Source organism: Flavobacteriales bacterium (assembly GCA_016699575.1).
Taxonomy (GTDB): domain Bacteria; phylum Bacteroidota; class Bacteroidia; order Flavobacteriales_F; family PHOS-HE28; genus PHOS-HE28.
On sequence record CP064979.1, the window covers coordinates 257,457 to 270,631 of the forward strand.

Sequence of the window (13,175 nt, forward strand, 5' to 3'; positions counted from 1 at the left end):
CGCATGCAACTGAAGGAAGTCACCGACCGCCGCACGGAGAAGGACTGGATGGACCTACCGTGGTCCATCTACGCCAACGACAAGAACTGGATCCCGCACCTGCGCCAGGACATCGCCAAGGTGTTCGATCCAGAGAAGAACAAGCTGCTGCGCCCGCATCCCGAGACAGGCAAGAAAGGTGAAGCTGCCCGATGGGTACTCTATGATCACCAAGGCAAGGCCGTCGGTCGCGTAGCTGCCTTCATCAACCCAGAGACAGCCCACCAGGAAGACCAACCTACGGGCGGCATGGGCTTCTTCGAGTGCATCGATGATCAGAACGCCGCGAACATGCTCTTCGATACCTGCCGCGAATGGCTGAAGGCACGGGGCATGGAAGCCATGGACGGCCCCATCAATCTCGGCGACAAGAACCTCTTCTGGGGCCTGCTCATCGAGAACTTCCATGACATGCCGGTATACGGCAACAACTACAACCCGGAGTACTACGTGAAGCTCTTCAGCACGTACGGGTTCCAGTTGTACTTCAAGCAGCTCTTCTACAAGCGGAGCGTTCGCGTGCGGGCGCAACCCATCTTCCACCGCAAGTACCAGCAGTTGATGCGCGACCCCGACTTCAAGGTGCGCAACGCGGTGGGTTGCAGCATCGAGAAGATCGCTGAGGACTTCAGGACCGTGTACAACGCGGCATGGGTGGACCACGAGAACTTCAAGCCCATGAAGCCGGAGGCCGCGCTGAAGATCATGAAGGCCATGAAGCCTGCCATGGACAAGCGCATCATGCTCTTCATTGATTACAAGGGGAAGGCCGTGGGCTTCTACCTGAGCCTCCCGGAACTCAACGAGATCTTCCGGTATGTGAACGGCAACATGAACCTTATCGGCAAGCTCAAGTTCCTCTACCACAAATGGAAGGGTACCGTACGCAACATGACCGGCATCGTCTTCGGCGTTGCCAAGGAGTGGCAGGGCAAAGGCATGGAAGGTGCACTCATCGTGTATGCCGAATCGCAAGTGACGGACAAGGGCATTTACGACGATACCATCATGACCTGGATAGGCGACTTCAATCCGCGCATGATCAAGATGTGCGAAACACTGGGCGCCGAGAACTACCGCAACCTGGCCACCTATCGTTACCTCTTCGACCGGACGAAGCCCTTCGAGCGCAAGCCCATCATGGAAAGGAAGGATTGAAAGTTGCAGGTTCAAGTGCGCGGCTATATTTGCCGCCCCGTTCGCAAGAACGGTGGTTGGAAGATCCTGTAGCTCAGTCGGTAGAGCACGACACTTTTAATGTCGGGGTCCTGGGTTCGAGCCCCAGCGGGATCACAAAATGAAGCCTCTCGAAAACGAGAGGCTTCGTTCTTCCGTGACGTGTCCCGTCGTCCCTTGCAGGCGGTTCAGAACTACCCACAGCTGGGTATGGACGGGGCCTTTGTGCGGCGATAGGTTCGTCCCGAAGAAAGTCGCACGCCATGTCACGCGTTCCAGCCCAACATGTTCCCCCTGGCAACTGGGCCATCGACTACGTGTGGGCCTTGTTGGCCATGCAGGAGGAAGCCGAACGCGACCGGCCGGAGGATGAAGGCCCGGACCCGGAGCACCTGCGCAAGCTGGCTTCTGCACGCACGGAACTGCTGATGCGGCAGAAGGAACTCCTGAAGAGCGCTGCCAAACAGGGTGCCGGGCGGCACTAGCGATCCCCATATGCAGCGGCCTCTATATTTGCCGCCCCTTCAATGGAACGCATCCCCTGCCCAGGTGGTGAAATTGGTAGACACGCTACTTTGAGGGGGTAGTGGCCGAAAGGCTGTGCTGGTTCGAGTCCAGTCCTGGGCACCCATGAACGGAGACCTTTTGGTCTCCGTTTCCTTTGGTGCCCTACGGTACCAAGGTGTTCCAGAGGTTCAGGGGTTCCGATCCCAGATCCCGAAAAAAGACGGAGGGGAGAATTAGGGGAGAATGGTTTCGACAGGCAACAACCTGTCAGACAGGCGCTCAACCTTGTCAGGATCGTGTGTTGGTCGTGGCTTGGGCAAGGTTCTTGGAATCCTGCCCGAAGAAGGCCACGCACATTTATTTCCACCACCCCAACTCGTGAAGAAGCTCCTTCGCACCGCAAGGAAGGTCAGGCGTGAGTTGAACCTCCTCTTGGGTCTATTCCTTGCGCTCTACCTGATCACCGAGTTCGGGTTGAGGCGTCTGCCGCCCTTCATGGGGTGGGCAGACGCCTATCGCGTTGCAGACCTCACCTCGAACCTCTGCTTGGCCTACGTCGGCTCGTGGATCTTCTTCTTCGTTGCCGACCACTTCGACAAGATCGAAGGCGAGGAAACGATGTCCACGTACATCGAGAGGCATCTGTACACCATCCTTGAGGGCTACTTCATGCTATCGTTCAGGATGGCGAAGTTCCCGATCGGTGATGGCGGCGAGGCCCGCAGCCTCTTCAGGTCGCAAGCCTTCCATTCTGAACCGTTCCAGCCGCTGGACGAGGGTGGTCCGTTCAAGGACGAGTTCAGAGGACTACTGGCGGATATCCACGCCGAGTTCGAGCGGTCCATGGAGGCTGTCGAGGCATTGCTGACTTTCAAGGAGTACTTGGACAGCCGCACAATTCGCCTCCTGCTGGAGATAAAGGCACGCATGAGGTATCCGATGTCTCACATCGAGAGTCTGGACGACAGCGCCCTCATTCTGAAAAGAGGCGTGATGGGGTACGCTCGACTGCAACACTTCCCGACCAAACTGGGTCTACTCGCGGATTGGGTGCGCTATAGCGAAGCCATCAAAGACCTCTTTGAGCAGGTCAGCAAATTGAAAGCCCGTGGGCAGAATGAGCGCATGACCGTCCTGCTTGATCGCATGAAGGACTTCTCTGGGTGGTGCGAGCAAATGGAGTCTCCTAACTCTGGCCATTCGAGCGCTGGCCCCACCTAGGACTGGCTCGGAGCCCAGCCTACTTTCACACGCCAAGAGCAATAGCCATGGATGCACCGACAACCGCCATCATTTCCTCCTTGATCACGGCTGGAGTGACCTCCCCTCTCACCATTTGGTTCTTCAAGCGTTGGCTGGAAAAGAAGGATGCTCGGGAATTGGCCCAGTACAAGACTCAACTTGCTATCGAACAGGATCAGCGACAAGCGCAGTTCGTCGCACTTCATTCGCAACGAACCGAGATTATGAACAAGCTCAGCGGCGACTGCTGGGACTTTAGGATCTTCCTGATCAAGCTCAGCGGTGCGGTCTGGGGCGCTCACCCCAAGAGCTACAAGATGGAAGTAGCGGAAACCGCCATGCCGAAGGTGAACGAGGTCTTCATCTTCTACGCCAAGAACAGGATCCACTTCACCGAGGAGGTATGCGACAAGATCGAGGCGCTCATCAATGTCTATCGCGGCCTGATCGACCGCTGCATGCTCTTCGCCTACGACGACAACCGTCGCCCGACGCAGGAAGAGTTTGAAGGGTTCTGGTTGACACTGCACAGGGAGGCGATGCAGGCATACCTCGACCTCCAGAATGAGTTCAGGAGGATGAACGGCATCGCGGTCGCGGCCTGACCAAAAGGTCCGAGTCAACCTAGGACTCAAACCTTTTCAGCATTGACGGGCATTTCAGGAGGTCAGCGCACCCACAGGGGAGAATACGGGCCGAAAACCACTATAGGTGGGGACCCATACGTTCTCCTTACCTGCCCATGGACATGCCTAGTGAATTCCGACCGCGACTTGGCGATACGTCCCTCGTCTTCGAGATTGAAGGCAAGGGCAACATCGCGGATCTGAAACGTGGCATTCGACGCTTCATCGCTCTGCATCACCCCGCTGGTGTTGCACTGCTGATGACGCAGTCGCTCAATTTCAACTGCATGCACAGTCGAGATCGCTTGGATATGGTCATTATCGTGACTGCCGACACCTCTCTCGCCGATTGCGTACTCATCGACCTTTACGCCCGCCTGCTCCAGTACAATAGCGCCATCGAAACCGCGCTGGCGAAATACACTGTCACTATCCATGGAGGTTCCGACACACAAAAGGTGTCCATCCTCTCGATGCACTACTTCTGGCTGTCATCGGCCTTCAGGGAGCAGAAAGGCCGCAGCGGTGAGCGCTTCCATCTTAACTGAGGATTTCAAGGACAAGTCCCGCCGATAGGAGTCAACGATGTCTAGCGGGGCACATCAGGTTCTTCGACAATGCAGATCGCGTGAACAACTGTCAATCCTTGACGCAACGTACCGATAGTCCCGAAACCTTTGCACGGTAACTCCGACGCAAGGCTGCACTGTTGTGGTTCAAATCTCGGCACCAAGCGTTCTTCTCACCATAGCTCTGAGCACTCCACCAGCTTCCGGTGATGCCGAGGTCTACGAAGTCTCCCTCCATCCAGTAGCGGCTGCCGCTAGGAAGGCCTGAAAAGCCACTTTCGTTGGTGGCACCGGTGTTCGGCCCCTTCCAGTACTTCGTGTCTGTGCTTTTCATCTTGCCACCGGCTCCTTCAAACTGATCGGGATCTAGTCGATCTGCTACACCGCCCAAACTGGACGTCAGGATGCTCCACTCTAATTCAGTTGGGACGTGCCAACCTGCTGGGCATACATTTCGCGGGTCGCTCACAGTGTACCAGTTGTACAACATGCCATAAGGTGCGGCGTTCAACGGATTGTTCTGATAGGTCGTCCAAGCGCCGCTGAGCAGATCACTCCACTGCTCACCATCACTCACGCGCGGAATTGGGTCCCCATTTTGGTATTTGGTAGCACGCAGGTTCTGCGCCATCCACTCTTGATCCCCAATCTTGACAGTTGAATAAGCGATGCCTTCGATATCCGTGACGCTTCCGTGAGACGGTTGTGCGACAGGGAAGAGCGTAGAATCTCCCTCGGTCCCTTCATCACTGAACTCATATTCTCCTTCCAAGTACTCCTCATCCACCACTTCACCGTGTTCATTCGAGAACTCGATATTGCCTTGATCGGTGATCCGTAACGCCAGCTCCTGACCATCGGGCCTCTTGACGGCCCAACTGTCTTTCATCTCGGATAGCCCATACCGGCATGGAACGACGAGTTCGCCCTTCTTGTCAATGAATCCCCACAACTCGTCTGCCCCGTTCCGCAAACGCACTGGTGCCAACCCTTTCCTGAAACCGCAGAAATCGTAGGTGTCAAACTCGGCCGGAATACGCACTTTCCCTTCTTTGTCGATGAAGCCCCACGACTCCGTGTTGTTGTTGTCCACAGCGAAAAGCGCTAGGCCCTCGTGAAAATCTCCTGCTCTATAGAGCGTTAGCGGAATAACGACTTTTCCCGAGGGGTCTATGAACCCATTTTGGAAGACCATCATTCCATTTGCATCGCCCGTTCCAACGCTTGCCAATCCCTCACTGAAACCATTGGCTCTGTCGTAGATGGCGGGAATGACCAATTCCCCTGTGGCATCAATGAAGCCGTACTTCCCGTGCGGATCCTTCCCCATCTTGATCACCGCACGTCCTTCGCTGAATGGATAGGCATAGTCAAACTGCGGCTCGATCACGGTCTGACCGAGGCTATCGACAAAGCCATACTTGCCGCCAACCTCTTTCGGTGAAAGGTGATCCGATCTTTCAACAGATGTAGTAGCGCTGTCACTCGACCCACCTCCACATCCGAGGCCGATCAGGAGAACGATTGATAATGTGGTGAGGGAGATCCGACGGCTCATCTAAACAAGAAGGATTTTGGGTTGCTGTGCGGTGAAAGTACCTGAAACCGATCCACGATTTCGGACTCGGAGAACCCGTCTCAAGACGCAGATGGACCCACCCCTACAGATCCATCCCCGCCCCGTTCGTCCGCAGCCATTCCTTGCGGTCGCGGTAGTCGGGCATCACCTTGTCCACGGTGCCCCAGAAGGCTTGGGTGTGGTGCTCATGGAGCAGGTGGGCCAGCTCGTGGACCACGATGTAGTCGAGGATGCGCATGGGTGCCATCAGGCACTTCCAATGGAAGTTGATCTTGTGATCGGCGGAACAGGAAGCCCAGCGGTTCTTCAACTCCATCACGCGCACGCCGGTGGCCTCTACGCCCATCTTCACTTGGTAGTAGGTCACACGCTTCGGTAGTCGCTCCAAGCCCTTGGCGCGGTAGAACTCCTTGAAACGTTCGGGTGCGCTGGCCACCTCATCGGCTCGCAGTCGGAACCAGCCGTCTTTCAACGTCAATGGTTCGCTCTGGCGCTCCACCAGCGTCAGCCGGTAGGAAGAGCCGAGGTAAAGGAAGCCTTCACCGCTCACGAACTCGCGCTCGACCCGCGTGGCATTGAGGTCCTCCCATTCGGCCAGACCGCGATAGATCCACGGCCGCTTGCGCTCCAGCACATGCTGCACCTGTTCATCGGACCACTGGTCAGGTGCCATAACCGAAATGCGGCCGTCGCGCTCGATGTAGATGCTCGCTGTCTTTCGCTGGCTGCGGCTGAGGTCGTATTGGATGTCCTTGTAGCGCAAACTCATGCGAGCAGGTCCTTGTGGCGGGCCTTGGCCAGCGCCGTCAGTTCGGTAACGATCTTGTCGCTGTTGGCGATCAGCTTGGGGTGGTGCGAAGCCAGCACCACGTCGCTCAACTCGCCCTTCAGCCGCTTGATCTGGAAGCCGTTGTCCCAGAAGTCCACGATGTGGATGGTGCCGCGCAACTTGTCCATGGCACCGGTGGTGACGAATTCCAGCGCCATCAGGTCGGTCTCGCCGAGGTTGTCCCCGTTGAAGGCGAGATCGGCCACCATATCCCTGAAGGTGGCGGTGATGGTACCCACTGCATCACCACGACCGCGCTGGGTCTCGTCGGTCAATCCCTCCAGCGCGTTGGCCAGCGCGTCCCAGTCCTCCTTGTGTTGCAGGATCAGTGCGTCGAGCTTATCGCTGAGCCGCTTGTAGAGCGCGGGGTCCTCTTGGAAATGGACCTTGCAGTGCTTGCGGATGGCGTGCTCCATCTCGCTCGCCTTCGCGCGGCTGCTCTTGTTCTGCTCCAAATTCTTGATGAAGGTGGGCGAGATCAGCTCCACCGGCGGGATCTTCGGATCGATGCCGAGGCTGATCAGGTGGTCGTTCACCAGCTTCTTCACCTTCTCCCCTGCACTGGCGATGTTCATCGACTCATCCTTGTAGCGCTCCTTCACCCTGCTCATGAGGTAGCCGAACCGCCACATGGGGATCTTGAACGCTTGCGCCAAGGGGCTGGGCAGGATGATGTCCATGCTCTGGAGGAACTTCTTGTAGAAGACCGCGAACGACTCACGGAGCTTGATATCCTCCATGATCTCCACCGCCTGCTCCAGCACGGCGTATTGACGGCGCTCGTCCTTCAGCTTCTGCTCCACGAAGTCCTGAATGTCGGCCACCCCATTGTCGCGGAACAGGTTGATGAGCCGTTGGTAGCGCGTTTCAAGTACCGGCAACTCATCCTTCACGTTGCGCAGCGAATTCAGGATCTCGTTCCGATCCTCCTCCGAGTAGATGGACAAGGCCTCCTTCAGGTGACTGGTCAGGCCGATGTAGTCCACCACGTACCCGCGCGTCTTCCCCTCGGCCACGCGGTTCACGCGAGCGATCGCTTGCAAGAGCGTATGCTCGCGGATCCGCTTGTCGATGTACATGACCTGCTCCACGGGCGCGTCGAAGCCGGTGAGCAGCATGTCGCACACGATCATGAACGCGATGCCCGTCTCGGGCTTGGCGTGGTCGAAGGCCTTCTTGAAGTTGTCGATGGCCCCCACCTCCTGTGCATGCTTGCGGGCAGCCACGATCACGGCCTTCTCGTTGGTGCCGTCCGAGGACACGACCACTGCGGTCTGGAGGAAGGCGACTTTCTGCAATAGCTCTTCATCGGGCTGTGTCTTGGCCCTTTCACGCTCCAGCCATCCCTTCAGGGCCAGATCGATCTTATCCTTGTAACGTACCGCCGCGATCTTGCTGTGACAGACCACCTGTGCCTTGAAGCCGTTGGGCAGGATGTTGCCGATGTAGTGCTCCACGATGTCGCGGGCGACCTCGGCGATGCGTTCCTCGGCTTCCAGAATATCCCCGCTGGCACCGTACTTCTTTTTGATGGCCTCCAGTTCCTGCGGGGTGCGCTCCTTGAAGAGGTCCTCGAAGGTCTGGTCGAAGACATGCCGGTCTTTCAGCGCGGTCTCCGGTGTACGGCCCTCGTACAGGATCTGCACCGTAGTGCCGTCCTCCACGGCGTCCTGCAACTTGTACTTGTCGATGTAGGATCCGAAACGATCCTTGGTCTTCTGGGCGTGGCGGTCGGCGATGAGCGGCGTACCGGTGAACGCGATGCGGGTGGCGTTCGGGAAGGCCTCGAAGAGGTTGTCCCCGAGCGTGCTGCCTTGGGTACGGTGCGCCTCATCCACCATGATCACGATGCGGTCACTGGTATTCACTACACCGAACAGCCCGTATTCGGGGATCGGGTCATTGGTGAACTGCCCCGTTGGTTGTGGCCGCAGCACGTCGCTCACATAGTCAGGTAACTGGTCCTTGGCCTCACGGAACTTGTGGACCATCACGATGCTCAGGTTGCTGCGGTCGTCGGCCAGCTCCTTCTTCAAATCGGCACTACTGTCGATGTGGTTCACGCGCTCCTCGGTCAACGCTGCGGTATCGCCCAACTGGTCCTCAAGATCGATGCGGTCGATGACCATCATCACCTTCAGGTCTTGCAGGTCGGGGCATCGGCGCAGCTTGCGCACGAGGAAGACCATCGTGAGGCTCTTCCCGCTTCCCTGCGTGTGCCAGACCGTGCCTGAGCGAGCGTCGGGATCCGCGCCCGTCCTCAACCGCTGCACGATCTTGCTCACCGCGCGGTACTGCTGGTAACGCGCCATCACCTTCACCAGCCGCTCGCTGGTGCTCATGAAGATGTTGAAGTTGCGCACCAGATCAAGGAGCACCTCCTTGTTCAGCATGCCCTGCACCAGCACCTCTTGGCTGCGCTCCTTGCCCAATGGCGGGGTGTAGCTGGCGTACTTCTCAGGGTGGATGCTCTTCCACTCATAGAAGTGCTCTGGACCACTTGTGATCGTGCCGAAGCGGGCTTGCTCCCCCGTGGTCGCGATGAGCAACTGATTGACATGGAACAGGCGCTCCTCGCCTTCTCTTAGACCCGCTGCGATGGTCTCCTCCCGTTGCTCGCTGTAGCGTTGGAGTTGCTTCACCGCCTCGGCCATTGGATCGCTGGTGAAGGCATTGGCATCCTTGGCCTCCACCACCACCAAGGGCAGCCCGTTCACGAAGAGCACGATGTCCGGCCGGATGTGATCCTTCACGCGACCTGGTGTGTCGATGCGGAACTGGTTGATGGCGGTGAACTTGTTCTGCTCGGGCTCTTGGAAGTCGATGAGCTTCACCACGGGGAATTCCTCTCCCGTCAGCTCGTTGCAGTCAACTGTGCATTTGTACAGCAGTTGCAGCACGTCGCGGTTCACCTCGATCAATGAGCGGCCGGTCTGACCAGTCACCTCGGCAAGGAGTTCTTCCAATTGCCGATCGGTGAGCCACGTTCTACCGTCGCTCGTGCGGTTCATGGACCGCACGGCCTCCTTGAACTCTCCCTTCAGCGCCACTTCGCGGAAACTCTCCCTCAGGCTCACCTTCGGATCCCTCGGAATGCCTTCGCCTTGATCGATGACCGTCCAGCCCAGTGTTTCAAGCTGGGTAAGGAGGGGGCGTTCGACGAAGGCGTATTCGGACATGGCTCAGTTGCTCACGAAGAAACCACTTCACGATTGAACGGGCACCGTCCCGTTCGCGGTCTGGAAGGATGTAAGATGGAGCAACTTGATCTTGTCATCAGGTCCTCCGAGCGAGATCTCCCATCGCTGCTCCATGAACTTCAGCATGCGCAGCCCACGTTCTTGGATGGCCGCAACGTCCCAGTCAGTGAATGTGCTCACCTCGATCTCTGAATAGCAGCCTTCGCGATAACCCGTGCGCACTTTCTCACCCTTGGCATTCAGCTTCGGATCGACCTTGTCCGTGAACCCATCGTTCTGGTAACTGGAATTGATCGATCGGCTCAGGGGAAGGAGATTTCCCAAGCAATGCGTCAGCCGATTCAGATCCACAGGGTCTAGGTGCTTCACACGGCTATCCCAATAGGGCTCCGTGGGGGTTTGAGGCAGAACGTGCTCGATGCTCAACTTCTTCTTGTCCTGCCTGCGAACAAGATCATTCCAGTCCAGCTTACGCTCTTCCCGTCTCCCGCGCAGATGCTCCTCGTACTCGTATAGGAAGTACTGGAGTCCTGACCATTTATAGAACCCCGCCGAACTCTTGATGCTGTAACGGTTCTCGATCTCCTTGGTGAACAGCTCGTGCCTGAACTTCCCTCCATCCATCGCCCAGCTCAACTGCTTTTCCACTTGCTCCAGAATGGCCTTGGTGCCTGCCCGTTTGTGGTGAACATCCCGCGACAGGTTGTAGAACTCGCTGCTACCAAAGTTGGCCTTCGTACCGGACAGGCGGAAGAGCAGGAAAAAGCACCGTTCGATCGCCTTCAGACATGTGATCCGCTCGGCTTTCGGGATATCGTTCCGCAGCAGAAGGGTCGTCACCATGGGGCGTGCATAGAACATGGGTAGCCGGTTAAGCCGATCCACCCAATCCGCCATTTCGCGGTCCACTTCTTCATGGGCGTGGGGGAACCACGAGAGATACCAGCCATGACTGGTCTCTCGGAGGTTGCCAGCATAGTCCTTCAGCTCCTTAGGCGTCAACTGTGCCTCCATGCGAGATTCCACCTCCGTATCGTCGGCACCATTCTCATCATCATCCACTGCATCCTCCTTCAATTCCTCGAAGGACTCAAGCTCCACTTCCACAGGAACCTTCTCATGGATGCGCTTGCTGGTGAAGAACTCCTTCAGCAGGAAGTCAATATGGTCATCGCCTTTCCGTCTGGAGTACATGAAGTACAGGATCCAATGCGCACGCAAGAACTCGTCGTCGTTCAAGGGGTGCTGCCTGTTCCTGCCCAGTTCGTGATAGACGCCCTTCCAAGCATCGTTGATCGCGGTGCGCAAGGCCTCCTTTTCACTGGCATCCGCTTCCTCCCCTTTGTATAGCGTGCTGAGATAGATGAGCCGGTTCTTCAGCAGTTCCAGCGTACTGAGGCGCTTGCCGCGATTGTTCATCGTCTCGAACGCGACATACTCATCGAAGCCCGCAGGGATCACGTACTCATTGAACAAGAAGCCGACGGTCAGCTTCTTGAACAACCGCTCCACGGCGCTGAGGCCCTCAGTGAGGAGCGAACGCACCTGATCCGTGAAGTAGGTCTGGGCGTTGTGCAGGTTCAGCGTGTAGAAAGTCTGCTCCACATCTCCCCCATGTTCCTCCTTCAGGATGGCGTGGCGGTAGTATCGGTCGGAAGGGTTGTCCGTATGGTAGCCGAACTTGTACGTGCGCATGAAGCTGCCCGCACGATCGGCATACAGGTATCGATCCACGTAGACTTTGAGGTATTGGTCCGCAAAGGCGATCTCCGAGTCAGTGGCCTTCGGGTTGTTCTTTCGCGCATGGAGCCTCACTTGCTCGATGATGATCTGGATCAGGATCATGCAAGACGTAAGGCGCTGCTGACCATCGATGATGTGGTAGAGCTTGTGCCCGCCGGTGATCAGCCAATGCTCGTTGTCCGTTTCCTTGACTTTGTCGGCCGTGATCTCCTTCAAGGTCAACACGCCCGTGTAGTGCTGACCGCCTTGCGACAGATTCACAAGATCGGACCATAGGTCCTCTAGCTGCTCTTGAGTCCATGCGTAGCCACGTTGATAGTCCGGCACCCTGAAGAGCGCCTGATTGAATAGACTGCTGAGTGGTTTCAGATCGGCCATGTCTCAAGACTGTTTAGGCAGAGGTGTTCCGTCGTCCTTCGTCTCTGGTCATTTCATAGACCTCTCTCGCAAAGGCCCATGGATCCATCCCGAACTCCATTGGGGTGGGATCGGGGTATATGAAACGATGGGTGATGCCCGCCTCATTGAGCTTCTTCCGGATGTGACCTTCCAGTTTCTTGTTGATGTTGAAGCAGCGACAGAACTTGTAACCCGCATCGCTATCGTTGTTCGCCAAGTGCAACTCCCTGCCGACTTGCTCCGTGGGCAGAGCTTCGTGATGATTCCAGAGGAACACGCCCCTCTGGTTACGAATGTTCAGGCTGTTGTTCATCGAGAAGCTCAGCCAAGGGAAGTCCTCTCGGTCGGAAAAGAAGTTCAATGGGGCATTGTCGGCCATTCGCATCAGGCTGGCAACAGATGCCATATCCCTGACCATGTTGGGGCCCATCTTCTGAAGTATGTAGTCCGCGAAAAAGCCCCCGTTCCTCGCTCGCTCAATTTGCGCCTCCTCAACTCCATTCTTCCGAGCCCACTCTTCCGAGCGCTCGCTGAGATCCGGTAAAGCCGCCTCGATCGCTTCACGGAAGATCTGTTGCAGATCCGCAGAGGCGAAGCCGCTATCCTCAATGTGATACACGCTGAAATAGTGGTCGGCCTCGGCATCCCCCTCCTTGCGAATGCCGTCCATCGCGAAGAACACTGCGTTACCAAAGCTGAAGGTCCAATCCTGCAATGGCGTGGGTCCTCCGTAGTGCTGTAGGAAGCTCAACACGGCGATGTCCGATTGCGGGTCCATCCCGATACGCTCCAAGTATTTCACCAAAAGCCCACCATACATCGTTCGCGCGTTAGCCACCATGCGCTGCATGAATGCGCCATAGCTCTCTTCACTCTCGTGGAGTCGATCATCGATCCACTTACGCTGCCCCGTGGTGTACAGTTGCCAGACAGCCTCTCGCTGTCCACGATAGAAGTGGTTGGACTTGTCCACATGCTCGTCCCAAACTTGATCGAACTCCTGCTCCGTCTCGATCTGTTGGGGGGCGATGAAGATGCTCTTGTTGAACAGGCTGTCGTATGTGGTCTGATCCTTTCCCGAGTAAGGCGGCGGGTGCAGATTCCCGTTGAACATGGCCAGCATGAAGGCGTTGATCGGTCCGCGCACACTGGCCAACTGCACGTTGCCCTGTTCATCGATCTGCACTCGTTCCAGATCTTCCTCAAGTCCCATCATCTGGATCTGGGCTGCACCTCCCTTGTGATCATACCAGTCTTTGAAGAGCT

10 protein-coding genes and 2 tRNA genes are annotated in these 13,175 nt (G+C 57.0%); 7 read left to right on the forward strand and 5 right to left on the reverse strand.

Features of this window, described 5'->3' with window-relative positions:
* Nucleotides 1–3: 3 nt before the first annotated feature.
* From IPJ76_01170 to IPJ76_01200, 7 genes are all read left to right on the forward strand, one after another.
* On the forward strand, nt 4–1,197 hold the full coding sequence (locus IPJ76_01170; GenBank protein ID QQR86866.1) for a hypothetical protein: 1,194 nt from the start codon (nt 4–6) through the stop codon (nt 1,195–1,197).
* A gap of 62 nt (nt 1,198–1,259) precedes the next feature.
* Nucleotides 1,260–1,332 (forward strand) — tRNA-Lys (locus IPJ76_01175).
* Between the two features lie 146 nt (nt 1,333–1,478).
* Nucleotides 1,479–1,700 carry a hypothetical protein gene (locus IPJ76_01180; GenBank protein ID QQR86867.1) on the forward strand — a complete coding sequence of 74 codons (222 nt, stop codon included), beginning with the start codon at nt 1,479–1,481 and terminating at the stop codon, nt 1,698–1,700.
* Nucleotides 1,701–1,758: 58 nt separating this feature from the next.
* Nucleotides 1,759–1,842, forward strand: a tRNA-Leu gene (locus IPJ76_01185).
* A 258-nt stretch (nt 1,843–2,100) separates the two neighbouring features.
* Nucleotides 2,101–2,943 carry a hypothetical protein gene (locus IPJ76_01190; GenBank protein ID QQR86868.1) on the forward strand — a complete coding sequence of 281 codons (843 nt, stop codon included), beginning with the start codon at nt 2,101–2,103 and terminating at the stop codon, nt 2,941–2,943.
* A gap of 245 nt (nt 2,944–3,188) precedes the next feature.
* Nucleotides 3,189–3,569 (forward strand): hypothetical protein, encoded by a 381-nt coding sequence (locus IPJ76_01195; GenBank protein ID QQR86869.1) that lies wholly within the window; start codon nt 3,189–3,191, stop codon nt 3,567–3,569.
* A gap of 137 nt (nt 3,570–3,706) precedes the next feature.
* Nucleotides 3,707–4,138, forward strand: a complete 432-nt coding sequence (locus tag IPJ76_01200) for a hypothetical protein (protein QQR86870.1) — start codon at nt 3,707–3,709, stop codon at nt 4,136–4,138.
* Between the two features lie 91 nt (nt 4,139–4,229).
* On the opposite strand, the gene IPJ76_01205 is transcribed toward IPJ76_01200, so the two are convergent.
* From IPJ76_01205 to IPJ76_01225, 5 genes are all read right to left on the reverse strand, one after another.
* Nucleotides 4,230–5,717 carry a WG repeat-containing protein gene (locus IPJ76_01205; GenBank protein ID QQR86871.1) on the reverse strand — a complete coding sequence of 496 codons (1,488 nt, stop codon included), beginning with the start codon at nt 5,715–5,717 and terminating at the stop codon, nt 4,230–4,232.
* A 103-nt stretch (nt 5,718–5,820) separates the two neighbouring features.
* A complete protein-coding gene (locus tag IPJ76_01210) occupies nt 5,821–6,507 on the reverse strand; it encodes a M48 family metallopeptidase (protein ID QQR86872.1) in 687 nt (228 codons plus the stop codon).
* Nucleotides 6,504–9,746, reverse strand: a complete 3,243-nt coding sequence (locus IPJ76_01215; protein QQR86873.1) for a type I restriction endonuclease subunit R — start codon at nt 9,744–9,746, stop codon at nt 6,504–6,506. Before IPJ76_01215 ends, IPJ76_01210 begins: the two co-directional genes overlap by 4 nt.
* A 27-nt stretch (nt 9,747–9,773) precedes the next feature.
* A complete protein-coding gene (locus tag IPJ76_01220) occupies nt 9,774–11,888 on the reverse strand; it encodes a DUF262 domain-containing protein (GenBank protein QQR86874.1) in 2,115 nt (704 codons plus the stop codon).
* 13 nt (nt 11,889–11,901) lie between these two features.
* Complete coding sequence (locus tag IPJ76_01225) at nt 11,902–13,032, reverse strand: FRG domain-containing protein (protein QQR86875.1); 1,131 nt, start codon at nt 13,030–13,032, stop codon at nt 11,902–11,904.
* Between the last annotated feature and the right edge of the window lie 143 nt (nt 13,033–13,175).